Consider the following 24,531-nt stretch of genomic DNA (forward strand, 5'->3'; position numbering starts at 1 on the left):
GGAATGAGGAAGCCGTTAATCATGCTGCTCTCGATTCTCTTCAGTATGAGTGTGCTGGCCGGCTGTTCGGCGTCAAGCTCAGGCAGCCAGGCCAGCGGGCATGAACCGAATCTTGAAGTGTCCTTTACGGAAGGGAGCGCGCTGAAATCTGCCTTCACCGATAGTGGGGTGAGCGGCATGACAGGGGTGCTCGAGAACGCGCAGCTCCGGCTGTTCATGGATGAAGCTACCGGAGGGATTGCCGTCAAGAATCTGTCGGACGGGACGGTCTGGTACAGCAACCCGCTGGACCGTGAAGCGGATGCCAAGGCCAGCGGGGATAATAAAGACCTGCTGTCCGCGCAGCTCAAGCTGGATTTCTATAACAACCTGGGTCAAGTCAGCTCTGTCAATTCATATACGGACAGCGTGGCCCATAAGCAAATGAAGATGGAACTGACGCCGGAAGGCGTCAAGGTCTTCTACCAGTTCGGAACGACCGCCGCAACAGCGGAGGATCTGCCGATGAAGATGGGCAAGGAGCGGTTCGAGGAGAAGATCATGAGCAAGATGGATAAGACCGGGCAGCGGACGATGAAAATTGCCTACACCTTCGATGAGGAGAACGGGGTATATACGCGAAACGATGAAGCGCTGAAGGGGCTTCAGCTGGAGCGGACCCTGAAGGGCTTCGAGAAGGCGGGGTACACAGAGGAAGATCTGCAGCAGGACATCGCCGAGAACAAACTCAGCCAGACCAAGCCTGCGCCGCGTATTTTTCAGCTCGCCATTGAATACGCCCTGGACGGGGATCAGCTGGTCGTCAAGGTTCCGGCAGCGGATATCCGCTATCCTGCGGATTATCCGGTGAATGACATCTCCCTGCTGAGCTTCCTGGGTGCCGGAGGGAGCAAGGATTCGGGTTCCATCCTGGTGCCGGACGGCTCAGGAGCGCTGATTCATTTCAATAACGGAAAGATCCGTTATCCCGCATATAAGCAGGCGGTATATGGTGTGGATGGGACGATGGAGACCACAGATGCCTATGCGCAGCAGCAGGAGGTCAAGCTGCCGGTGTTCGGCTTGATCCGGGAGGAAGGCGCCATGCTGGGCATTATTGAACAAGGTGCGTCCTTGGCTACCATCAACGCGGATACCAGCGGCAGATTGAATGGATACAACTATGTGTATCCGAGCTTCACCCTGATTGCCAAGGGAGATCTTACCCTGACGTCAAGTGATCAGAACCGCACCCTGCCGAAATTCCAGCAGGAGCCGCCTAAGACAGATTATGTCGTCCGTTACGCGTTCCTGAGCGGAGCAGAGGCCTCTTATCCGGGCATGGCGCGTTATTACCAGAGCTATCTGGCGGAGCATGGCGGACTGCCTGAGGCGCAGCCGGCAGCTTCCGCAGAAGCTCCTGTGAATACGCCGTTCTATCTGGAGCTGGTGGGCGGAATCACGAAGACCAAGCATGTCCTGGGTATTCCGTATCAATCGCTGGAGGCGTTGACGACCTTCGAAGAGGCCCAGAGCATTCTGGAGCAGATGAAGCAGCGCGGCATTGATCATATCAAGCTGAAATATGCCGGCTGGTTCAACCGGGGCCTCGATCACAAGGTGCCGGACCGGCTGTCTGTGGATCAGGCGATTGGCGGCAGCAAGGGACTGAACCGGCTGGCAGCATACGCTAAGGAGCAAGATATTCAGCTCTTCCCTGACGTCGCTCTGCTTCGGGCGAACCAGACCTCCGGCTTCCGTATTAATCAGAAGGCTTCCCGGATGCTCAGTGAGATTCCGGCAGCTGTCTATCCGTACAATATGGCCTTGAACCGGCGGGACCGTTCCTTCACGCCTGCCTACATTATTTCGCCAAGCAGGGTCGGCGGATATGTCGATGCCACGCTGAAGGAGATTGCGCCGTTTCAGACCGGGGGCATCTCGCTCAGGGATATGGCCGATCAATTGAACAGCGATTTCCGTAAAAATCAAGAAATTGACCGGTCTGCGTCCGAGCAGATATCGGTCCAATCACTGGAGAAGATTACCGGACAGTCCCTGCGCATTCTCGCGGACGGCGGGAATGCCTACGCCCTCCCGTATCTCTCTGACATTACGGATGCTCCGGTGTCCAGCAGCCGGTTCAAGCTGGAGGATGAGGAGATTCCGTTCTATCCGATGGTGGTGCGGGGATATGTGAATTACACCGGCAAGCCTTTTAACCTGTCCACGTTCACGAATCCAAGGCAGTATATCCTGAAGAGTCTGGAGTACGGCTCCGGTATCTATTATGAATGGATGTATGCGCCTAATTACAAGGTGAAGGATACCGACTTCGATAACCTGTATGCGGTCAATTACGAGCAGTGGATCAATCAGGCAGCCGATATGTACACTGAAGTGAACGGAGTGATGAAGAACGTTCAGAATCAGCGGCTGACGGGTCATGAGAAGCTGGCAGACGGTGTCTATAAAAGCACTTACGGTAACGGGATGTCTGTCATCGTCAACTACAATAAGACCGCAGTCCTTGCCGAAGGCCGGACGGTTGAAGCCGAAAGCTATATTACGGGTGGTGAGCAATCTTGAAATCCATACTTAGACTGGACCGCAGATCCTACAAAGAGCAAAAGGCATTAATGGGCTTCTTCTATGTGCTGCCCTGGCTGCTGGGGTTCATCTTCTTCTTCCTGATTCCGTTGTTGTCTTCGCTGCGCTACAGCTTAAGCTCGGTGCAGGCTAATTCCGACGGACTGATTGTTCATTTCAGCGGCTTCCAGAATTATGTCGAAGCACTGACGGTGAATACCGAATTCAACCGCTCGCTGGCCGATGCCATTATGAATATGGTCATCAATGTGCCGCTGATCGTCATCTTCAGCCTGTTCCTGGCGGTGCTGCTGAATCAGAAGTTCATCGGCAGATCGCTGGCCCGTTCGATTTTCTTCCTGCCCGTTATTCTGGCCTCCGGGGTCATTCTGAGCCTGGAGAGCACCAGCCTGATTCAGGCGGTCAACGATCAAAATGCCGGAGCGGGAGCGATTCAGGGACTGGGCACCTTCGAGCTGGAGGGGCTGATGCTGGATGCGGGCTTAAGCGAATGGGTAGTGAACTATCTGACCAGCGCCGTGAGCCGCATCTATAGTATTGTAAGCCAGTCCGGCGTACAGATTCTGATTTTCCTGGCAGGTATCCAGACCATCTCGCCGCAGCTGTATGAGGCGTCCAAGATGGAAGGGGCAACCGGCTATGAGGCCTTCTGGAAAATCACTTTTCCCATGGTCAGCCCGCTCATTCTGGTGAATTCCATCTATACGATTATCGATTCCTTCTCGAATAACGCCATGACGGACCTGATCCGGGAGACCGGCTTCACCCAGTTCAACTTCGGTCTAAGCTCTGCGATGGCCTGGCTGTATTTCGCCGCAGTGGCCTTAATTCTGGCCGTCAGCAGCTATCTGATCTCGAAGAAGGTCTTCTACTATGATTAAAGGGAGGATGGGACTAATGCATGCGACCCGCTTACTGTCACTCGAACGCTGGAAGAAATGGATATGGTCCTTCGTGCGGCTAACGCTCATTGCAGGCCTGTCGTTCGTGATCCTCTATCCGGTACTCCAGAAGATATCCACGGCCTTCAAGGCCAAGAGCGATCTGTACTCACCGATTGTCGTCTGGCTTCCCGAGAATTACACGCTCGACAATTTCGTCAAAGCGATTGGAATAATGGATTACTGGCAGGCCTTGCTGAATACCTTCACCCTGTCGGCGCTGACTACAATCTTGACCGCCATCTCCTGCGCGCTTGCAGGGTATGGCTTCGCCCGGCTGAAGTTCAAAGGGAGCCAGCTGCTGTTCGCCGGGGTCATATTGACGATCCTGGTTCCGCCGATCACGATTCTGATTCCGGTCTACCTGAATTTGAAGGATTTCAGCCTGATGGGGCTGATTCCGCTCTTAACGGGCGGCAAATCGGTGAATCTGCTCAACACCTACTGGCCGTTTATTCTAACCTCTGCTACGGCGAATTCGCTGAAGGCGGGGCTGTACATTTTCATCTTCCGGCAGTTCTTCCGGGGGATTCCCAAAGAGGTGGAGGAAGCGGCTTATATCGACGGGGCCGGGGTAGGCAAGACCTTCTACCGGATTATGCTGCCTAACGCGATACCGTCCATTGTTACGGTACTGCTCTTCTCGTTTGTGTGGCAATGGAACGACAGCTTCTTCACCACGACTTATCTGACCTCCAGCAAGGTGATGGCGACCCAGCTCGGCTCGTTGCCGTATAATCTGGCGATTCTGCTGGAGGACGGCGCCAATTCCAAGGCTGATCCGTTCTACCTCAGCATGGTCCAGGATACAGGGATTCTGCTGGCGATTCTGCCGCTGATCATTATCTACCTGTTCGTGCAGCGGTATTTCGTGGAGAGTATTGAGCGTACCGGGATTGTGGGTTAACCGTAGAAGGAGGATGACTGTGCGCCAAAATAACAGAACAAGCACTCCGGCCAGATTGGCCCGGAGTATAGTCTTCGCAGCCGCGCTTCTATGGTTATCCGGCTGCTCCGCTCCTGGCGGGGATGCGGCTCCTGCTGCATCCCCGCCAGGGAATGTAGCGTCATCCCCGGCGGCCTCGCCCGGCGGGACTCCGGCCGCTGCCGCTACAGCTTCGTCTGATTCTGCGGCAGAAGCTCCGGTGCAGCAGGAGGCTCCGCCGCTGGCGGCAGCCTATGCGGATTACTTTCCTATTGGAGCTGCGGTGGAACCGGACCAATTGGAGGGTCCCGCAGCCGAGCTGCTGAAGCGGCATGTGAACTGGCTCGTGGCCGAGAATGCCATGAAGCCGGATGCGATCGCTCCGGCTGAAGGCACCTTCACCTGGGAACGGGCCGACCGGATCGTCGCCTTCGCGAAGGCGAACGGCATGGGGCTGCGCTTCCACACCCTGGTGTGGCACAGCCAGACACCGGAATGGTTCTTCCGGGATGAAGCCGGTCAGGCAATGGCGGATGAGACCGATGCAGCAGGGCGCGAAGCGAACAAGAAGCTGCTGCTGAAGCGGCTCGACAGCTACATCACCGCTGTTGTCAGCCGTTACAAGGACGACATCTCCTCCTGGGATGTAGTGAATGAGGTGATTGAGCCTGGAGACCCGGATGGCATGCGGGCCAGCGACTGGTATAAGATTACCGGCACCGAATTCATCGAGACAGCCTTCCGGGCGGCCCGCAAGGCTGGAGGGCCGGAGCTTAAGCTGTATATTAATGATTACGGCACAGATAATCCCGAGAAGCGGGACCGGCTCTACGAGCTGGTGAAGGACATGCTGGCGAAGGGGGTGCCGATTGACGGGGTTGGCCACCAGACCCATATTAATCTGGACTATCCTTCGGTGGAGAGCATTATCGAGTCCATGGAGAAGTTCCATGCTCTGGGCCTGGATAATCAGATCACCGAGCTGGATATGAGCCTGTATGTCTATAACGATCTCAGCGATGTCGGCCCTGTAGTTCCTGAGGATATCCTGCAGCGGCAGGCTGCGCGGTACGGCGAGCTATTCGCTGCTCTAAGAGACAGGAAGGAGCTGTTAAGCGGGGTCATGTTCTGGGGCATTGCGGATGATCATACCTGGCTGAGCACGTTCCCGACCGAGCGGACCGAGGCGCCGATGCTGTTCGACAGGCAGCATCAGCCCAAACCGGCCTTCCAGGCGGTCACCGATTTCTAAATGGTAAAGAACGGGTAAGCCAAACAAGAAATGCACCTTACAATTTCATTATTTTTGCCGGGATAATATAATATTCCGGTAATAAATAATCTTGCAAAGTGAGGTTGCAACTGGTGCCCAAAACAATCAAGAATACAATGGCCTGGACTGTCGCTGCATGCATGGCCGTACAACTGTTAACCGCTTGTGAGAGAAGCAATAACCTTGCGGAGCGTTCTCCGGTTCCTGAGGGACAGCCGGGGAGCGCTTCGTTATATGAAGAGCCGGGTCTAAGCAAATATGATCCGCCCATCCAGCTGTCGTTCGTACGTGAGAACAACGATGCGCTGGAAGAAATACTGAAGGAATTGCCGGGAGAGTCGCTGGAGCATAACCGCTGGACCGAGCTGTATGAAGAGGTGCTCGGCATTAGGGTCACCTATGATTGGACGGAGTGGAGCTCCATCTACTCCCGCAAGCTGGGGGTATCTCTGGCCTCCGGGGATATCCCTGATATTGTGCGGGTGAATGCTTCGCAGCTCAGGGTGCTGAGCAATGCAGGGCTGATCCAGGACCTGAGCGAAGTCTATGACCAGTATGCAACCCCGTTAACCCGCAAGGTGCTGAGCGAGGAAGGAACGGGCCCGTTCGAGACGGTTACCCTTGACGGCAAGCTTATGGCGATCCCGGAGACCAATTCGTCCATTGAGGGCGCGATGTTCCTGTGGATTCGCACGGACTGGCTGGAGCGTCTCGGCCTGCAGCCCCCACAGACGATGGCAGAGGTGCTGGCTATTTCGAAAGCGTTTACGCAGCAAGATCCTGACGGTAACGGCAAGCATGATACCTATGGCCTTGCGGTCACCAAATATCTGTGGGACCCGGTCATGGGACTTACCGGGTTCATGGCCGGTTATGGTGCGTATCCCGGAATCTGGATTAAGGACAAGACCGGCAAGCTGGTCTATGGAGGGATCCAGCCGGAGGTCAAGCATGCCCTGCAGGTGCTTCAGGAATTGTACCGGACAGGACAGATTGACAGGGAATTCGCCTTCAAGGACGGGGTCAAGGCCAGCGACTGGATTGAGCATGAGCAGGTTGGAATGATGTATGGGGAGCAGTGGGGCTCCTTCCTCGTGCAGTCCAGCCGTGAGCATAATCCGCAGGCTGAGTGGCAAGCCTTCCCGCTGGTCTCGGAGTCGGGGGCCGCGCCGAAGGTGCCGCTTCCGTTCAGCACCAACCAGTTCCTGGCGGTCAAGCAGGGCGTCCAGCATCCGGAGGCGCTGATTAAGCTGATTAACCTGCATCTGGAGAAGAATTGGGGGGCTACGAGTGAGGTGGAGCGGTACTATAACGCTCCGCAGGCGGTGTGGAAGCTGTCGCCGGTGACGCCGTTTCCGGTGCAGAAGAACCTGGAGGCCTTCCGGGAGCTGGAGACCTTCCGGCGCACCGGCGATGCCTCCGTGCTTCAGGATGAAGCGAAGACGATCCAGAAGCGGATTGCCGCTTACGAGGCCGGAGGTGCGGACAGCGAGACAGGCTGGGGCTGGGAGCGGACGTACGGGCCTTCGGGTGCTTTTTCCATCCTGGACGGGTATGAACGTAAATCTCAGCTGCTCTATGAGAGCTTCGTCGGCGCACCTACAGAGACGATGATCGAGAAGCAGAATATTCTAAATAATCTTCAGATTGATGCCTTTCTTGATATCATTCAGGGCAGACCGCTCAGCGGGTTCGATAATTTCGTGGCACAGTGGAACAAGCTGGGCGGCGAGCAGATTACGGCTGAGGTCAACGACTGGTACGCAGAGAAGGGCGGGAGCAGCAAATGACCGGACCTGAGCAGACGAGTGGAGGCGGTACACATGCTTAAGTTTCCTGCGGTGTCGATGCGCCACACGATTTTTATCCGGATGGTTGTCACTTATCTTGCTATTATTCTGCCGATTCTGCTGCTGGGACTCTACCTCTACAACTGGAGCTACAGGAATGCAAGCCAGGACCTGTCCAGAGCGACCCTGTCGCAGTTAACCTATTATCTGGAGGACCTGAACCGCGAGGTGGAGTGGATGGAGATCCAGCAGTATGATCTTGCCCAGGATACCGAGCTGAACAAGATTGCCGTGACCTGGAATTACATGGACGATGTTCAAAAGCGGGAGAGCCTGAACTACATCACGCAGCGGCTCACCTCTCTGAAGAACAGCAGCGCCTACATCGGCGATGTGTTCGTTCATATCCGTACCATTAATAAAACGCTGTCCGCGATGAACGGCATCGATGATTTTGACAGCAGCAAGTTCAATTTCTTCCGGTCCGTCGATCTCAGAAAAGAAGGCCGGCTGATCAACTGGAACAACTTCCTGGAGCTAAGCGTTACCCAATCCAGCGGCAGGAGGAATGAGCCTCCGCTCTTCATCGTGCAGATTGAGCTGGACAACGAGAAGCTGAAGGATTCGCTCCGGGCGATTAGCGCCTACGAGGAGAGCGGCTCGCTGCTGGTCTCGCGGCTGACGGATTATGCACTCGGTACAGAGAACAGCTCCCCGGAGCTGATTGAGAGCTATCACCAGGCGATCGATGAGGGGAATCTGTACAACTGGGAGCTGGACGGAATCCGGTATCATATTGACAGCTTCACCTCGGACAAGCTGGGGATGGCTGTGGCCACCTATTTGCCTGAGAAGGCGGTCAAGCGGCCGCTGACCAAGTTCGTGGTCTGGGCCTGGCTGTTCGCGGCGGCGTCCTTCCTGGCGGTGCTGATCTATTCCTACGCGACCTATAAGTTCGTCCAGAAGCCGCTGCTTGTCCTGATCCGCAGCTTCAAACGGATGGAGAGCGGCTCGCTGGATATTCAGATTGACCATGGCCGCAAGGATGAATTCGGCTATCTGTATCTCCGGTTCAACCAGATGCTCAGCCGGCTGCGGATGCTGATTGACCAGGATTACACCCAGAAGCTGATGATGCAGCGGGCGGAGCTGAAGCAGCTCCAGTCACAGATCAATCCGCATTTTCTCTATAACAGCTTCTTCATTCTCAGCGCCCTGGCGAAGCAGGGGGACAGCTCCCGGATTGAGGAATTCTCCGGCATGCTGGGCGAATATTTCCGGTTCATCACCCGTAACGGAGAGGATAATGTCCGGCTTGCGGAGGAGACGCGCCATTCCCGGATGTATACGGAGATCCAGAAGATGCGCTTCTCCAGGCGCATTCAGGTTCAGTTCGATGAGCTGCCGGAAGACATGGAGGAGCTGCGGGTTCCGCGTCTGATTCTCCAGCCGATTATCGAGAATGCCTATGAGCATTGTCTGGAGAAGCAGGCGGAGGATGGGGAGCTGCGGGTTTCTTTTGAACAGGAGGAACGGGAGATTCGCATTATTGTTGAGGATAACGGAAGCGGGCTGACCGATGAACGGATCGAGACTCTGAGAAGGCGGCTGAATCAGAACGGCGGAACGCATGAAGTCACCGGCATGAGCAATATCCACCGGCGTATCCAATTAATCTACGGGGAAGGCAGCGGCCTGTTCCTGGACAGAAGCATGTTAAACGGCCTCCGGGTCGAGATCCGGATTAGGCTGACGGGAGGTGAAGGTCTTGTACAGACTATTGATCGTTGATGATGAAGAGATAATAACAGACGGCTTATACGAGGCGTTCAACCAGCTGCTTCCGGACAAGCTTGATGTCTACAAGGTCTATTCGGCCAAAGCGGCCCTGGAGTGGCTCTCGCGCACCCGGATCGATATTGTGCTGACCGATATCCGCATGCCCGGCATGAGCGGGCTGGAGATGTCTGAGCAAATCCGGGAGTTTTGGCCGCGGTCACGGATTGTTTTTCTGACCGGCTACAGTGAATTCGATTATGCCTATAGTGCGCTGCAGCTTCCCGGCGCCCGTTATCTGCTGAAGACCGAGGGCTTCGACAAGATTATTGAGACGGTTCAGGAGGTGCTGCAGGAGATTGAGCAGGGCAATATGCTGAGCGAGCTGCTGGAGCAGTCCAGGGAGCAGCGCGATTCCATGGAGACGGCGGCGCAGGGCGATTATCTCCGCCATCTGCTTCAGGACAGCCAGGCCTTGTGTAAGGATACGGATGCGTTACGTGCAGACTTCAGCAAGCTGGGTATCAGCCTTAATGCGGATACCCCGGTCATGCTCGTTCTTGGACGGCTTACCTACCCGGAGGGCATCTCTTACATGGACCGGCGTGAGCTTCTGACCTCTTCCCGGCTGATCTGGAATTCCCATCTGGCGGAGATGACCCGGCATGCCTGGGTGCTTGACAGGCACGGGGATCTCCTGTGGCTGCTGCAGCCTCTGCATAATGCCGGGGCTGCCTTCGGCGTGAATTTCGCGCGGTATCTGGAGGGGACGCTGGAGATGATCCAGGAATCCTGCCGGCAGACGCTGGGCCTGCCGGTTGCTTTTACGGTCAGCGGCTCGGCCTGTGCCTGGACAGAAACCGGCCGCCATTACGAGCGGCTTCACCGGCTGCAGCAGATGAAGATCGGGGACGGCATCTCCATGGTGCAGATTGACCGCAGCGGTCCGCCGGAGTCTGACGCAGTCCGTGAGACTGGGGTCCGGCTCCAACAGCGGGTTGAGAATCTTGCGGCCCATCTGGATGCCGGACGGCGGGAGCGGTTCGCTGAGACGCTGGAGGAGATCCGGGAAGGCATTCATTCGGGCGTCTCCGTGGAAGAAGCCGCCGAGCTGTATTATACAGTTGCCCTTGTGCTGCTGTCCCATATGAACCGCTCGGAGCTCTACGGCCTTGTCAATGAATATGGCAAGCTGATGCGGCTGGACGAGCATTCTTCCCTGGGGGAGGGCATCTATTATCTGGAGAGGCTGGCCTCCGATCTCTTCGAGCAGAGAAGCACAGCCGAGAAAGAACGCTCCTCGGAGGTTATTGAACGGATCTGTGACTATATCCACAGCCATTTGGGCGAAGACCTGTCTCTGGTGCGGCTGGCCGAGCTGCATTATTTCAATCCGTCGTACCTGTCCCGCTTCTTCAAACAGGAGCAGGGTATTAACCTGTCTGAGTACATTGATCAATGCCGGGCTGTCAAGGCGAAGGAGCTGCTGGGAAATGAAACGCTCAAAATCCGCGATGTGGCGCTGTATGTCGGTTATGAGGCCCACCATTCCTTCACCCGGTTCTTCAAAAAAATGACGGGAATGACCCCCCAGGAATACAGGGAGTCTCTGCATGTAAATTTATAATCTGAGTCTATCAACTATAATTTGTAAGTCTATCAACTATAATCACACAGGTTTCAGCCCGTCTCCCCGCAGAGTACAATTCAGATGTATTCGCTTTCATTAAGGCGGCATCCGCCGATTTCACGAAATGAGAAGGAGATGGGTATCTGTGAGAAAAAGGAAGTTAAGCTTATCCATGAAGCTGCTGGTGATGCTGGCCCTGCTGCTGACGCCGATGCAGTCCGGCGGCGGCACTGCAAACGCTTGGGAGGGTTCGCCTGTTCCCAAGCTGCATGTAAGCGGCAATCAGCTGGTGAACAGCAGCGGGCAGCCTGTGCTGCTAAGCGGCTGGCATCAGCCTACCGGGGCTTACTGGACGTATCAGAACAGCAATTATTATCTGAACCGCAACGGCGGGAACCGGCATAAGGCCACTCTGGAGTACCTGAAGGAGATCACGGATACCTTCACCAGCACCTCCGGCAAATACGGCAACAGCCACGGCTGGTACTCGAATCAGGTCCGCCTGTTCATCGACCGGGAGGATATGGGCGATGTCGCAGCAGGAACGTATAACTTCGCGGGCCTTCAGGCAGCTACCCAGAATCTGATCATTCCCTATGTGGAGTATGCGAAGACGAAGGGGCTGTACGTCACGCTGGGGCTGGACTTCACCCTGCTGGACAATAAGGCGACCACCCAGGCCAATCTGGACAAGTTCAATCAGATCTGGGGTTACCTGGCCTCCCAGCCGGGACTCAAGAGCGCGGATAATGTCATGTTCGAGCTGGTCAACGAGCCGGTGCTGAGCGATGTGAACGGACAATGGGGCGGCAATCCCTCCCAGCCTAACTTCGCAGCTTTCTGGAATTCGCTGAAGAACTTCCAGAACTCCATGATCTCCACGATCCGCAGCAAGGGCGCGGATAATGTGATCTGGGCTTCAGGCCTCGGCTGGGATCAGCATTATCAGCTGACGGCATCGAGTCCGCTGACCGACCCGCTGAACAATTACGGCTATGCCGTACACTGGTATCCGGGCTACGGCGCTTATGACAATTACAACTCGCTACAGCAGATCTGGGATAGCAGCATCAAGCCTGCTGCCGATGCTTACCCGATCAATATTACTGAAACGACCTGGTTCAAGAACCAGCCGGGCGACTCCGCATATTGGGATCTGTTCAACGGTACGAATGCAGGCTTCGGCAAGAATACCAAAGCGATCTTCACCGCCGCCGGCAATGTCAGCATTGCTGTCCATATGAACGGCTTCCTGCTCGATCCCGGTCCCAAAAGCTCCTTCGCCGATCCGGACGGCGGGCTGCTCTATGACGGCAACGCCACCCGGGACGGCATGGCGCGCTTTATCTTCGAATGGTACTACGAGCGGGCACAGTTCAACCCCTGGAACGGGGTGTGGAACGGGGTCACCAACAATGCGAAATATAAGCTGATCAACCGGGCGTCAGGCAAAGCGATTGACGTTCCGAACGGGCAGAATACGAACGCCCTTCAGCTACAGCAGTGGCCGGAGAACACCGCGCTGGCTCAGCAATGGACGGTTACGGATATGGGCACGTACAATAATATTTACCGGCTGCGCAGTGTGAATTCTTCCGACAATAAGGTGATGGATGTGCGTAACGGCACGAAGAATAACGGCGAAGCCATCCAGCTGATGCAGGATTTGAACAACACCGCCCAGCAGTTCCGTCTCATCAAGCTGAGCAACGGCTACTGGAGTATTCTTAATGTGAACAGTAACAAGGCAGTCGAAGTCACAGGAGCCTCCACCGCAGACGGCGCGAAGCTCCAGCAGAACCTCTACCGCGGCGATCTGCACCAGCAGTGGAAGCTGGTCCAGGTGAACTAGAGCTTTATGGTAAGAGCCCCCTTCTCCATCTGCAGGGCGGTCTGGGACAGTACCGGATTGCCGCGCGGGGGAAAGGGGGCTTTTTGCGTGATGAAGCAGGGGAAAGGGGGCGGGCGAGGAGGTGCGAGGCCGAATGTGTGTGAAAAACCGAATACATTCGGCGCTGCGGAGGCGCGTGGGCGCAATGTAATCGAAAAACCGATTACATTCGGCGCTGCGGAGGCGCGTGGGCGCAATGTAATCGAAAAACCGAATACATTCGGCGCTGCGGAGGCGCGTGGGCTCAATGTAATCGAAAAACCGATTACATTCGACGCTGCGGAGGCACGTGGGCTCAATGTAATCGAAAAACCGATTACATTCGGCGCTGCGGAGGCGCGTGGTTGAAATGTAATCGAAAAACCGATTACATTCGGCGCTGCGGAGGCACGTGGGCGCAATGTAATCGAAAAACCGATTACATTCGGCGCTGCGGAGGCGTGCGGGCTCAATGTAATCGAAAAACCGATTACATTCGGCGCTGCGGAGGCGTGCGGGCTCAATGTAATCGAAAAACCGATTACATTCGGCGCTGCGGAGGCACGTGGGTGAAATGTAATCGAAAAACCGATTACATTCGGCGCTGCGGAGGCGCGTGGGTGAAATGTAGTCGGTCTGTAGAGGTGCGGGTGGCGAAGGCTGGAGTGCCGGGCGCAAAGGTGTGGAGGGAAACAGTTGCCTTTTATACACTTACTGGTGAACAAAAGGCTCCTCCTACGGCAATGGTTGGATAAACAACACTTAATTTTGCGCATTTCCACTAAAGTGACGAAATCAAACCCATTAGATGCTCTTTATCCACTTGCTCCCGCCTAATCCTGAGAATACGGAAAATTAAGATACCCTTTTCCATCTATGTCTAGAAGTGGAGACGGATCAAGCAGTTTTGATGGCGGCTAAGGAGGCAGATAAGCATCACACTCAAAAGCAACATTTGTCGATATGAAAGCAACGTCAAGCTATAGAATGCAAGGCCCCAGTATGATTAAATACATAAAGAATACAGCATTTATGCAGATGACTACTAGCTGGTAACTATTTATTTAATGATGGACTCGAAAGGATGAATACGAATGATGGACAAACAGCAACAGCTTGGCTTAACGCCGCCGATGGGATGGAATTCATGGAATACTTTTACTTGGGATATCAATGAGCAATTGATCCGGGAAGCGGCTGATACGCTGGTGGCGGACGGTTATAAGGATGCAGGGTACGAATACATTGTTATTGACGACTGCTGGAGCCTGAAGGAACGGGACAAGGATGGCAAGCTGGTGGCCGATCCGGACAAATTCCCGAACGGAATGAAGGCGGTTGCAGATTATATTCACTCCAAGGGACTGAAGTTCGGCATGTACTCTTGTGTGGGAACGCATACCTGCGCCGGGTATCCGGGCAGCTTCGAGCATGAATTCCAGGATGCCGCATCGCTGGCGGAATGGGGTGTAGACTTCCTGAAGTATGACTACTGCTTCAAACCCAGACATATGTCGGGGGAGCTGCTGTATAAGCGGATGAGTCTCGCACTTAAGAACTGCGGAAGAGACATTCTTTTCTCCGCATGTAACTGGGGTGAAGATAACGTCTACCAGTGGATTCGTGAATCCGGCGCGCATATGTACCGTTCCACCGGCGATATCCAGGACAGCTGGGAATCGATCAAGACGCTGGCGCTGTCACAGCTTGATAAAGCCGCCTACACCGGGGCCTACTGCCATAACGATCTGGATATGCTGGTAGTCGGCATGTACGGGGGCAGCAACAGCGACTTCATCGGCAGCCAGATCGGCGGCTGCACGGATGTGGAGTACAAGACGCACTTCTCGCTGTGGAGCCTGCTGGGCTCTCCGCTGATGATCGGCAGTGACATCCGCAAGGCGAATGAAGCGACCAAGAACATTCTGCTGAACCCGGATCTGATTGCCATCAACCAGGATATCGAGGGCCGCGGAGCTTACCGCATTAAGCCTGAGCCGCAGTGGTTCCATACCAATGAAGTATTCATGCTGGTAAAAGTATTAGCAGACGGTGACCTCGCGATCGGATTCTTCAATCTGAGTGATGGTCAAAGAGAGATGTCGCTGCAATTCTGGGATTTCGGGCTTCCGTATGCCTCCGGCAAATCGCTGTCCCTGTATGACTGCTGGGAGCAGAAGGAGCTTGGGGTGTTCAGAGAACGGTTCGCTCCGGTGGTTCCAGCCCATGACTGTCTGATCGTGCGGGCGAAATTGGTCTGATTGGTCTAGAGATAAGAAAGAAGAGAAGCGTATGAGCATGAACAGAACCTGCAGACAATGCGGGGTCCCTCTGATGACGGATGATGTGGCGATTTACCTGAAGCTGGTCACGCGCAATGCCCAGGATTTCCTGTGTATCGACTGTCTTGGCGAGCAGCTGAAATGCGGACGCGAGCCGATTGAGCGGCTGATCAAGTACTTCAGGGAATCGGGGAAATGCGTGCTGTTCCGTTAGTCACCGGAAGACAGCAGCGGATAGGCTGTTGTGGACCGAGTGCTTGCCGGTAGTGGATTTTTCGCATATATAGAACGACAAAAAGCTCACCGTAAAGGCGATTGCCTCTTTGGTGGGCTTTTTGGCCCGGAATTACCGGGATCTCAATTAGAGAAGCGTGCTCTCCCTGAATTCCTGGGGTGTGACGCCAAAATGCTCCTTGAAGACCTTGATGAAATACGTGGGGTTCTTATATCCCAGACGGTTCGCTATTTCATAAACTCTGTATTTACTGTCCTTCAGCAAGAATACAGCCTTCTCCATCCGCAGACGCAGCAGGTAATCGGACAGGTTCTCTCCCGTCTCCCGCTTGAAGACCTTGGATACATGGGTTGGGTGCATATATACATATTCGGCGATCGCCTGAAGGGAGACATCCTCCGACAGATGCTCCTGTACGAATTGATGAATCTGCGCGACAACGGAGTGACGGGAGGCGGACAGCTCGGTGTTCATCTCATGCTGAAGTCTGTCCAGCAAGCCCGTTGCCCAGTACTCCAGTTCTCCGATGCTCCTGATATCAAGCGGCGTATGCAGGCGGTAGTTTGTCAGCAGACCGCCGTTCTTATGCACAAAGTAGGAGAACGCGGACTTCAAGGCGTAATAAATCTCCGATAAATGCTCATGCGAGCCGCTATACTTCGTGCCCCATTCCAGCAACACCTCCTGGAGCTTCTCTCTTGCTGCCTCCCAGTTCCCGGCCTCAAGCAGATGTGGGAACAAGGGAGGCGAGTAGAGGGAAGCGACCACCAGGGAGGCCGGTTTGACATGATGACCGCCGAGCTGAACGACGAAGTCGTTGTCGTAGCCGATCTGCGAGCGGACCGTGGCTACGCAGCGCTGATACAGCTCCTCCACACTGGCCGGAAAGGTTCCGGAAGGGGAGAGAATGACCGAGACCGTGAGATGCAGCAACCGGCTGACAATCTGCCTCATCTCATCCGCGGTCTGTTCCAGTTGACGGCCGCTTGCGTCCCCGCCGCCATTCACAATGAACAGAAGATGGCCGTATACATCCTCGCAGCTCCAGCTTTTGAAGTGCTGGGACACCAGCTCCTCCACGATATTGGTAACAGCGAAGCCCGGAAGCGACATATCGGACGGATCGTAGCGCTTCTGCGGGTCCTCGATGCGGATCAGAATCAGGGAGATCGTATCGCCTAATCCGATTGGAAGGCCGTATAACTGGAGCTGCTCTGTCAATTTGCGTTCAGTCCACATGCGTCCCTGGATCAGATGGTTCAGCAGGTTGGAGCGCAGGATAGGCAGATTGCGGTGAACCATTGCCTGCGACTGCACGTAGGCAGTCATCTGCTCCCGTTCTGCCTGCAGCGCACGGGCCGCATCAGAGACGGCAGCGAGCAGCTCCTCATCCTTCACAGGCTTGAGGAAATAATGTGCCGCCTTAGCTTTCAGCCCCTGCTGGGCATATTCAAATTCGGCATGGCCGGTAAGCAGAATACTAACCGTCCTCGGCCACTTCTGCTTGACCGCCCGGATCAGCTCAATGCCGTTCATGCCGGGCATTCGGACATCGGTCACCACAATGTCTGCGGCGTTCTTGTCCATCTGCTCCATAGCCTGCTTGCCGGAACAGGCAGAGAATACGCTGGTAATGCCAGCCGTCTCCCAGGCAATGCTTGCGGTCATGCTCTCCACTAAGTGCTCTTCATCATCCACGATTAACAGCTTCATCATCCACCGCCTTCTCTGTCCAGTACAGCTCTACCCGCAGTCCCGAGTCCGCATTGACCGACAGCCTCACCCCTGAGTCCGCCCCGTACCGGAGCTGGAGCCGCCGGTGCACATTCAGCAGGCCGCAGGCTTCCGGCCGTTCTCCATACCGGTTCGCAAGCAGCTGCTGAAGCTCCTGAAGCCGGCCAGTGGTCATAGTGCCGCCGTTGTCGTCAACTATCAATGAATATCCGCTGCCGTCCAGGCTCCCGCTAATCGTTATTCTCCCGGGGCCCTCCAGGGCTTCAATCCCGTGAATCAGCGCATTCTCGACGATCGGCTGGAGAATCAGCCGGGGCACTTCAAGGCCCCGCATGAGGTCCGCCACCTCGATGCTGTAGCGGATGCGGCTCATCCGCATCCGGTGGATGCTGAGGTAATCGGCAGCGTTCTTCAGCTCATCCGCCAGCCTCACCGCCTGATTCTCCACCCGGGTCGTATAGCGGTAGTAATCGGACAGGTGATAGGCCATTTGCAGCACAGCATCCTTCCGTTCCAGCTTGGTCATGCTGATCACGTAGGACAGGCTGTTATACAGAAAATGGGGATTAATCTGTGACTGCAGCTGCTTCAGCTCAGCTTCATGCGTGAGCAGCTGCTGCTCCAGCACATTCTCGATCAGCTGCTGGATTTGCGCCGACATTTCGTTGAATCTGGATACAATGAGCCGGAATTCGTTATTTGCCTGAAGCGGAATTCTGGTCTTGTATTGTCCCATCTTGATGAGCTGAACCCCTCTGACCAGAGCGCGCAGCGGGACCTGAACATTCCGGTATAGCAGCCACGATAAGGCAATGCCCACGATGAGAATCAGTCCGAGGACAAGATAGGCGAACCGGTTGGTCACCCTAAGTGGCGTCAGAATCTCGGATAAAGGCACAATGTTGACCACATACCCGTCCAGCACCTGCACATCGGAATAGGACAGAAGGTAGGAAATTCCGCTGACATCCAGAGTAATATTGCCCTCATGCGCCAGCTGCGTCCGCTTTAAGGCGGATACAGCCTCCTGGAGAAGCTCAGGCGGGCAAGAGGGCGTGGATAAGAAGATGTCATCAGGTTTATAAAAAAGCGCTTCCCCGATTCCCTGCGATTGAAACTGCTCCAGCATCCGGATCACATGGTTCATGTGAAAGCTGATTTCAATGATCGAATTGGCTCTGGCGATGCCGCTGCTGGACTGGTAGGGCTCAAAGGTCAAGTGGATGACCGTGCCCTGTTTATCTCCGTGATCGTCATCCATAATGAAATTCCAGTTGTCCTTGCTCAGCCGCTGAAGACGCTCCAGATCATAGGAGGTTCCGTTGACCGTAGATATGGTCTGCCCTGAACGCGGCGAATAGACCGTGATTTCATTGATCCATTCCGTCGAGGCGCTTTGCAGATACAGCTTATCCTGAATGAGCTTTTTGCGGCTGATTTGTTCGTAGTAGCTGGAGTTCAGCAGGGACAGATCCTGAAATTCAATGACGTTCGGATCACGGATCAGGAGGTAGGTGAAGGTCTCCAGCTGCGTAATAATACTGTCCAGTTGTGTGGCTAAGGTAGATAGCCTGCTGATGCCCGACTGTTTGATCTGGCCGGTAATCACACTCTCATTGACTCTGCTCGAATACACCGACAAGATCAGAACAGGCAGCAATAATAACACCAGCGAGCCGACCAGCTTGGAGAAAAGACTACGTTCCTTGTTGCCCATCTGCTTCTGACTCCTAAGTTTTGTGCTTATCTTATTCTTTAACTGCGCCCATCGTCAACCCTTGTACGAAGAACCTCTGCAGGAACGGATAGACGAGCAGGATCGGCAATGCTCCTATCAGGATTTGCGCAGAACGCACCGTGCGTTCCGACAGAATTTTCAGCTGACTGGGATCAATGTTCGTGTTGCGCATGTCGCCGCTCTGAATGATCGTCTGCAGAAATGTCGCCAGCGGATACTGCCGGTAATCAGTCATATAGATCAGCCCGTCAAACCATGAGTTCCAATGCCAGACCATCGAGAACAAGGATAAGGTGGCCAGGGAGGGAAGCGACAAAGGAAGATAGATCGTGATCAGAGACCTCAGATAACCCGCCCCGTCAATGCTTGCCGCCTCCTCCAGCTCTTTGGGAATGGCGCGGAAGAATTGCATCATCAGAATGGTATTGAACACGTTCACCGCAGACGGCAGAATCAGGACCCACAGCGTGTTGGTTAAATGAAGCTGCGTGATCAGCAGATAGGTTGGAATCAGGCCGCCGTTGAATAGCATGGTGAAGACAAAGAACCAGGAGTAGAAGCTTCTGCCGTAAAATGAACGCGACAGGGTATAAGCGGCGGTAACGGTCAACGCCATAGACAGCAGGGTTCCGGCGAGCGTTCTTTCCACAGATAGAATTAAGGAACGCAGAAACAAGGGATTCGTAAGCGTTCTGGAGTAGGCTTCAGCCGTGAATCCGACCGGCCAGAAAAACACCTGATTAGCCGTAGCCGCCGCACTGGAACTGAAGGATACGGCCGCAACATGCACAAGGGGAAGGATACATAATACGGCCAGAACTGCAAGAAGCGCAGTGTTGAGCACTGTAAACCAGCGGTAAGAGATTGTTTTCCGATACATAGATTCCGCCTGCCTTTACTCAAAAGATGCGATAATTTCCGAACCGGTAGGCCAGCCGGTAAGCCGTAACGATCAGGATGAAGCTGATGACCGATTTGAATAAGCCGACGGCGGTCGCGAAGCTGAAAGAGCCGTTCATGAGACCTACCCTATATACAAAGGTATCTATAATATCCCCTTCCCGGTAGACCAGCGGATTGTACAGGTTGAAGATCTGGTCGAAGCCTGCATTGAGGATATTGCCCAGCGCGAGCGTGCCCACAACCAGGATAACGGGAACCAGCGCCGGCAAGGTGACATGGAGCGTCTGCTTGAACCGGCCTGCACCGTCGATCTCGGCGGCTTCATACAGCGACATATTGATGCCGCTCATGGCGGCGAGATAGATAATTGCGGCGAAGCCGAACTCCTTCCAGACATCACTGACCACTACGGTGATCCGAAACCAGGTTCCGTCTCCAAGGAAAAATACAGTATCGGTGCCAAGGAGCGTCAGCAGGTGATTGACAATTCCTTTGTTGCCTAGGATATCTGTCAGAATCCCGCCCAGAATCACCCAGGACAGGAAATGCGGGAGATATACGAGTGTCTGCACGAACCGTTTGAACAGCAGCGCGCGAACCTCATTCAGCAGCAAGGCAAAGAGGATCGGGACTATAATGTTGGCCGTGATCTTGAGCGAAGCGATAAGCAGGGTGTTATAGATGACCTGCACGCTGTCAGGATAAGTAAACATATATTGAAAATGCTCGAAGCCAACCCATGGTGAATGCAGGAACCCAAGCCGGGGCTTGAAGTCCTGAAAAGCCATCAACAGCCCCGCCATAGGCGCATAATTGAAGATCAGCAGACAGATTACAGATGGCAGTATGAGCAAATGAAGAGGTAGCTGGCGAGTAAATCGCGTCTTGCTCTTCTTCCATTCCATCATCCGGACAACTCCTCTATAGGTTCATTTGACAAAAGTCTTCTATTGGTTAAGCGCCTGATACCACTCGTTCACCTCTTTGGTAATATCATCTCCGCCGGAGGACTTCCATTTCTCCACGAAGCTGTCGAACGAATCCGGCGATTCTTGCCCGTAAATAATTTTCAGGAAAGCTTCACTTTCCATTTTGCGGAGCAGCTCCCCCTTTTGTGCCATGGTTGCTGTCGGAGGGCCGGTATATTTATCGAATACGGAAGCTTCGTCGATGTAAGTCTGCAGTACGGCAGCAGCCTCTGCCCATTTCTTCGGTCTGGCCGAGAAATACATTTCGTAAGGGGTTTCAGGTGTTTTGCCCTGGCCGAGCTTGGCCATGACCTCCAGCTCCTTTTTGGGCGTCTGAATGTCGTTGCCGTAGATGGTGTATTTCTTCACATCAATCCATCCGCCCGGGATTTTGTCCTGGTCATAGACCGGTTTGCCGTCCACGATGACATAGTCGTAGCCCTCGGCCCAGCCGTTAGCCAGTTCGGAGGAAGGATCGTAGAAGCCGGGTCCCATGATGGCGTCCAGATAGTTGAAGAAGGCCTCCATATATTTGAAATCCTTGTTGAAATAGAAGCGGACGGAGGATTGCGGTTCACTGCCAAAGCCCATTTTGCCGTCAATGCCTGCAGGAATGGGAACCGGTACATAATCAAAGGTCATATCCGCACTGAACGGATAGGAAGCCATCCAGGTCGGGCCGAAGACCATGCCGGATTTGCCCTGAACAAAGCTCTCCGCCGCCTTGGCTTCATCCATGATCCCGGCGTCTTTATCCAGATAGCCTTTGCTCATCCATTCGCTAAGCTTGATCAGGCCCTCCTTGACTGTAGGCTGAACAGAGCCGTACTGAAGCTTGCCGTCCGGCCCCTCTGTCCAGTAAGTAGGGATAGCAGATTGTCCGAACAGGAAATCGCTGGATACCATGAAGGTGTCCTTCACGGCCGTGACGCCTTTTTTGAGCGACAGGGATAATCCGAGGGTATCCTTGATCCCATTGCCGTCAGGGTCGCGGTTGACGAACGCATCCATTACAGCTTCCATATCCGCGATAGTCTTGGGCGCCTTCAGGCCTAAGGTATCCAGCCAATCCTGGCGAATCCAGAGCACACTGAAAGAGCTGTTGGCGTTGAAGGTAGGCAGGCCGTAATGCTTGCCGTCATAAGTAACCGTATTCCATATTTCGGGGTACTGGGCGTACAGATCCTTAAGCCGCTGCGAAGCGTACTTGTCAAAAGCCTCGTCGATATCCATCACCTTGCCGGAATCGACGACCTGATTCTCAAGCGTCGGATCGTTCAGGGTGAAGACATCCGGCAGCTTTTCATTGGAGTTAAGCAGAAGGCGGAGCTTGGTCGTGTAAGCATCTCCGGTTCCTACGGTCCAATCTACCTTAAAGTCAATGCCGAATTTCTCCTTGGCCCATTTGGTGTGGACATTATTCTCGATGGTCTCCCCATTCTTGAATTTGTTGTCGGAGCCGACCACACGGCCTAAGGTAATCGTAGCCTCTTGTTGCCCGGTATTTCCCTGATCCCCCTGTGCAGCCTGACCCGGATCGGATGCCGCACTGCAGCCGGCAACAGCTGTCAGCAGGACTCCGGCCACAAGGGCGATAGACGCCTGCTTCGCAAACTTTATCTTCATGTATTGACCTCCCTGTATGTGATGCTGTTTAGTATATCGCCCATGGGACCCAGGGATAAATAACAATATTGCGAGATTCATGCAAATATATTGGCCGTTCTATTTTACTTTCATTTTATTATATGAATTGATTCATTTATTATATTTCATATTATCAAGGCAGCATTTAATATAGTTTGTGTATTTTACTATTTTTATATGGCGGTGATTAGATTGTTGTATGCAGGAGCGAATTACCATCCGCATGACTGGCCCAAGGAGAGATGGGCACAAGATATTGAATGGATGCGGGCAGCATCCTTTAACGTTGTCCGGCTGGGGCATTTGTGCTGGGACAGCTTTGAGCCCTCTGAAGGCAACTTTACGTTTGAATGGTTCGATGAAGTCATGGATCTGTTTCACGAGGCGGGTATACAGGTCGTGCTGGATATCGCAACCCGCCCGGCTCCGACATGGCTCCACAAGAAGTATCCGGCGATTGACCGGACCGATACAAACGGCATCCGTATGGAAGCGCAAACACGCTATATGGAGGATATCGGCCACCCGGCCTTCCAGGAATACGCGTATAAGTTCGCCGAGACACTGGTATGTAAATACCGGAATCATCCGGCCCTGTATGCCTTCGGACTGTGCAATGAGCTGGGCTCGGGAGCGCCTTCCTATTCCAGAGAGGCCAGAGACCGCTTTGAAGCTTGGCTGAAAGACAAGTACGGCACGGTAGACCAGTTGAACCGGGCATGGACTACCCAGCGCTGGTCGCGCAAATTGAGCAGCTTCCACGATGTTGTGCTTCCAGTGTCCGGCCAGATTCAAGGCGCGCCGGAACGGGTGCTGGACATGTGGCGATTTTATTCCGATGAAGTCTTGGCTTATATGCAGGGTCTGAGCCGGATTGTAAGGCAGTTCGCGCCTGATGCCAGAGAATCTACGAATCACTGGTCAGAGAATCCCGGCTATGGGTTCGATTATCTGAAGCAATATGAGGAGATCATTGATCTCCCTGGTATCGGGTTCTACCCCGGCACCAATCCCGAGGACAGACGGGCCTTGACCGCCGCCTGCTTCTTCATGGATCACCGTATTGGCGAGCTTGACCAGCCCATCTGGTGCCTTGAATTCCAGACCGGCGACTTCGGAGGCTACGCTTCCCCGCGCCTGGCCATGAGAATGTATGCCTATCTCTCGCTTGTCCACAGGGCTCAGGCTGTCTGCGCATGGACCTGGCGGACGATGCTGGGCGGTGAGGAGCAATATGTATTCGGTCTGGTGGATCATGACGGCACGCCAGGCTGGAAGTATGAGGAGTTCAAACAAATCGCGGAGGAATTCAAGCTGCTGCAGGAATGCGGGCTTCCCAGACAGACCTCTCCGCAGATTGCCATCGCTTACTCGTACGAGAGCCTGAAGGTGATGGACGGCAACCGGAGTTACTACAAAACCGATTATACCCGGCAAGTCCTGGAGGCCTATGAGGCTATTGAGCGGGCCAATCTGGACTGTAATATTGTGAATCTGCGCAATATGCAGAAGGATTACAGCATCCTGATCGTGCCGGGACATGCCGTCATGGATACAGCCTCAGCGGCCGCCATTCGAACCTTCGTTGAGGCAGGTGGCACCGCTGTGATGACGGCGTATTCTGCGAAGGTCAATGAGCATAACCGCGTGTTCGATACCCCGATGCCCGGCGGGCTAAGCGATGTCTTCGGCATCCGCAGCGGAGCCTTCATGAGAACCAGAAGCCATACGCCTGCGGAGAATGCCGGAGGTCTTGAGAAGACAGAGCTTCATCTGGAACGGGAAAAGCCGGCTATTCTCCTCGGGGAGCAGGAAAGTCAGCCTGAGATCAGCTATTACGAGATACTGGAAGCCCGCACGGCAGAGACTGTGGCTTCGTTCACGAATACACTCGAGAAGTCGCCCGCAGTCACGCGGAACCGTTATGGCAAGGGAGAGGCGATCTATGTCGCGATACCGGCAGATGCCGATTTTCTAAGTCTGCTTCTTGATAGGCTGTACCCGGCGCTTGGCATCCAGAAAGGTCCGGTTACCCCTTCAGGCGTGGTCGCACGCAGCCTGGAAGACGGCTCTTTACTCTGTGTGAACACCACCGGTATAGAGCAGACCATACAGCTGGATAGGGAGGCATCCGGGCTGCTGTCCGGCAGCCGCTTCGCGGATTCGCTGACTTTGGGCGCTTATGAGGTAGAGCTGGTAACGTACTAAACTACTATCAAAGGGGAGCATA

The 24,531-nt window shown here is 54.4% G+C and carries 17 protein-coding genes; 12 read left to right on the forward strand and 5 right to left on the reverse strand.

Annotation, left to right across the window (positions count from 1 at the left end):
* Positions 1 to 3 precede the first annotated feature (3 nt).
* The 11 genes from NYE26_RS10470 (at position 4) to NYE26_RS10520 (ending at position 15,290) form a co-directional block, all read left to right on the forward strand.
* Positions 4 to 2,568 (forward strand): DUF5696 domain-containing protein, encoded by a 2,565-nt coding sequence (locus NYE26_RS10470; RefSeq protein WP_339255591.1) that lies wholly within the window; start codon positions 4 to 6, stop codon positions 2,566 to 2,568.
* Positions 2,565 to 3,470, forward strand: a complete 906-nt coding sequence (locus NYE26_RS10475; protein WP_036724913.1) for a sugar ABC transporter permease — start codon at positions 2,565 to 2,567, stop codon at positions 3,468 to 3,470. The genes NYE26_RS10470 and NYE26_RS10475 overlap by 4 nt, the downstream gene beginning before the upstream one ends.
* Positions 3,471 to 3,486: 16 nt before the next feature.
* Entirely contained in the window at positions 3,487 to 4,437 is a 951-nt protein-coding gene (locus NYE26_RS10480; protein ID WP_036724912.1) for a carbohydrate ABC transporter permease, read from the forward strand.
* 19 nt (positions 4,438 to 4,456) lie between these two features.
* Positions 4,457 to 5,707: an endo-1,4-beta-xylanase gene (locus tag NYE26_RS10485; RefSeq protein ID WP_339255593.1), complete on the forward strand. Its 1,251-nt coding sequence runs from the start codon at positions 4,457 to 4,459 to the stop codon at positions 5,705 to 5,707.
* Between the two features lie 161 nt (positions 5,708 to 5,868).
* Positions 5,869 to 7,518, forward strand: a complete 1,650-nt coding sequence (locus NYE26_RS10490; RefSeq protein ID WP_339255595.1) for an extracellular solute-binding protein — start codon at positions 5,869 to 5,871, stop codon at positions 7,516 to 7,518.
* A gap of 33 nt (positions 7,519 to 7,551) precedes the next feature.
* The gene (locus NYE26_RS10495; protein WP_339255597.1) at positions 7,552 to 9,309 is read left to right on the forward strand and encodes a histidine kinase; all 1,758 of its coding nucleotides are present in this window, start codon (positions 7,552 to 7,554) and stop codon (positions 9,307 to 9,309) included.
* Positions 9,278 to 10,921, forward strand: coding sequence for a response regulator (locus NYE26_RS10500; protein ID WP_339255599.1), 1,644 nt, complete (start codon positions 9,278 to 9,280; stop codon positions 10,919 to 10,921). The genes NYE26_RS10495 and NYE26_RS10500 overlap by 32 nt, the downstream gene beginning before the upstream one ends.
* Before the next feature lie 148 nt (positions 10,922 to 11,069).
* Positions 11,070 to 12,776 (forward strand): RICIN domain-containing protein, encoded by a 1,707-nt coding sequence (locus NYE26_RS10505; protein WP_339255601.1) that lies wholly within the window; start codon positions 11,070 to 11,072, stop codon positions 12,774 to 12,776.
* A gap of 90 nt (positions 12,777 to 12,866) precedes the next feature.
* Positions 12,867 to 13,163: a hypothetical protein gene (locus NYE26_RS10510; RefSeq protein WP_339255603.1), complete on the forward strand. Its 297-nt coding sequence runs from the start codon at positions 12,867 to 12,869 to the stop codon at positions 13,161 to 13,163.
* A gap of 725 nt (positions 13,164 to 13,888) precedes the next feature.
* The gene (locus NYE26_RS10515) at positions 13,889 to 15,055 is read left to right on the forward strand and encodes a glycoside hydrolase family 27 protein (protein WP_235191859.1); all 1,167 of its coding nucleotides are present in this window, start codon (positions 13,889 to 13,891) and stop codon (positions 15,053 to 15,055) included.
* A 31-nt stretch (positions 15,056 to 15,086) separates the two neighbouring features.
* Positions 15,087 to 15,290, forward strand: coding sequence for a hypothetical protein (locus tag NYE26_RS10520; RefSeq protein WP_036724896.1), 204 nt, complete (start codon positions 15,087 to 15,089; stop codon positions 15,288 to 15,290).
* 147 nt (positions 15,291 to 15,437) lie between these two features.
* Here the strand turns inward: NYE26_RS10520 and NYE26_RS10525 are convergent, their stop codons facing one another.
* Genes NYE26_RS10525 through NYE26_RS10545 form a run of 5 tightly spaced genes read right to left on the reverse strand, consistent with a single transcriptional unit; the run spans position 15,438 to position 22,280 of the window.
* Positions 15,438 to 17,027 carry a response regulator gene (locus NYE26_RS10525; protein ID WP_339255606.1) on the reverse strand — a complete coding sequence of 530 codons (1,590 nt, stop codon included), beginning with the start codon at positions 17,025 to 17,027 and terminating at the stop codon, positions 15,438 to 15,440.
* The gene (locus NYE26_RS10530) at positions 17,002 to 18,762 is read right to left on the reverse strand and encodes a histidine kinase (RefSeq protein WP_339255607.1); all 1,761 of its coding nucleotides are present in this window, start codon (positions 18,760 to 18,762) and stop codon (positions 17,002 to 17,004) included. Before NYE26_RS10530 ends, NYE26_RS10525 begins: the two co-directional genes overlap by 26 nt.
* Before the next feature lie 31 nt (positions 18,763 to 18,793).
* On the reverse strand, positions 18,794 to 19,663 hold the full coding sequence (locus NYE26_RS10535; protein ID WP_036724892.1) for a carbohydrate ABC transporter permease: 870 nt from the start codon (positions 19,661 to 19,663) through the stop codon (positions 18,794 to 18,796).
* 19 nt (positions 19,664 to 19,682) lie between these two features.
* Positions 19,683 to 20,594: an ABC transporter permease subunit gene (locus NYE26_RS10540; protein ID WP_339255609.1), complete on the reverse strand. Its 912-nt coding sequence runs from the start codon at positions 20,592 to 20,594 to the stop codon at positions 19,683 to 19,685.
* Between the two features lie 39 nt (positions 20,595 to 20,633).
* Positions 20,634 to 22,280 (reverse strand): extracellular solute-binding protein, encoded by a 1,647-nt coding sequence (locus NYE26_RS10545; RefSeq protein ID WP_339255611.1) that lies wholly within the window; start codon positions 22,278 to 22,280, stop codon positions 20,634 to 20,636.
* 204 nt (positions 22,281 to 22,484) lie between these two features.
* Between NYE26_RS10545 and NYE26_RS10550 the strand changes: the two genes are divergently transcribed.
* Complete coding sequence (locus NYE26_RS10550) at positions 22,485 to 24,509, forward strand: beta-galactosidase (RefSeq protein ID WP_339255613.1); 2,025 nt, start codon at positions 22,485 to 22,487, stop codon at positions 24,507 to 24,509.
* Positions 24,510 to 24,531 lie beyond the last annotated feature (22 nt).

It is taken from the genome of Paenibacillus sp. FSL P2-0136, assembly GCF_037975325.1.
GTDB classification, from domain to species: Bacteria; Bacillota; Bacilli; order Paenibacillales; family Paenibacillaceae; genus Paenibacillus_AQ; species Paenibacillus_AQ silagei.

Bases quoted from the DNA above. Each gene is read 5' to 3' on its own strand.
- NYE26_RS10470 (WP_339255591.1), top strand. From the start codon at position 4: ATGAGGAAGCCGTTAATCATGCTGCTCTCGATTCTCTTCAGTATGAGT.
- NYE26_RS10480 (WP_036724912.1), top strand. From the start codon at position 3,487: ATGCATGCGACCCGCTTACTGTCACTCGAACGCTGGAAGAAATGGATA.
- NYE26_RS10490 (WP_339255595.1), top strand. From the start codon at position 5,869: ATGGCCGTACAACTGTTAACCGCTTGTGAGAGAAGCAATAACCTTGCG.
- NYE26_RS10495 (WP_339255597.1), top strand. From the start codon at position 7,552: ATGCTTAAGTTTCCTGCGGTGTCGATGCGCCACACGATTTTTATCCGG.
- NYE26_RS10510 (WP_339255603.1), top strand. From the start codon at position 12,867: ATGAAGCAGGGGAAAGGGGGCGGGCGAGGAGGTGCGAGGCCGAATGTG.
- NYE26_RS10515 (WP_235191859.1), top strand. From the start codon at position 13,889: ATGATGGACAAACAGCAACAGCTTGGCTTAACGCCGCCGATGGGATGG.
- NYE26_RS10520 (WP_036724896.1), top strand. From the start codon at position 15,087: ATGAGCATGAACAGAACCTGCAGACAATGCGGGGTCCCTCTGATGACG.
- NYE26_RS10525 (WP_339255606.1), bottom strand. From the start codon at position 17,027: ATGATGAAGCTGTTAATCGTGGATGATGAAGAGCACTTAGTGGAGAGC.
- NYE26_RS10530 (WP_339255607.1), bottom strand. From the start codon at position 18,762: ATGGGCAACAAGGAACGTAGTCTTTTCTCCAAGCTGGTCGGCTCGCTG.
- NYE26_RS10535 (WP_036724892.1), bottom strand. From the start codon at position 19,663: ATGTATCGGAAAACAATCTCTTACCGCTGGTTTACAGTGCTCAACACT.
- NYE26_RS10540 (WP_339255609.1), bottom strand. From the start codon at position 20,594: ATGATGGAATGGAAGAAGAGCAAGACGCGATTTACTCGCCAGCTACCT.
- NYE26_RS10545 (WP_339255611.1), bottom strand. From the start codon at position 22,280: ATGAAGATAAAGTTTGCGAAGCAGGCGTCTATCGCCCTTGTGGCCGGA.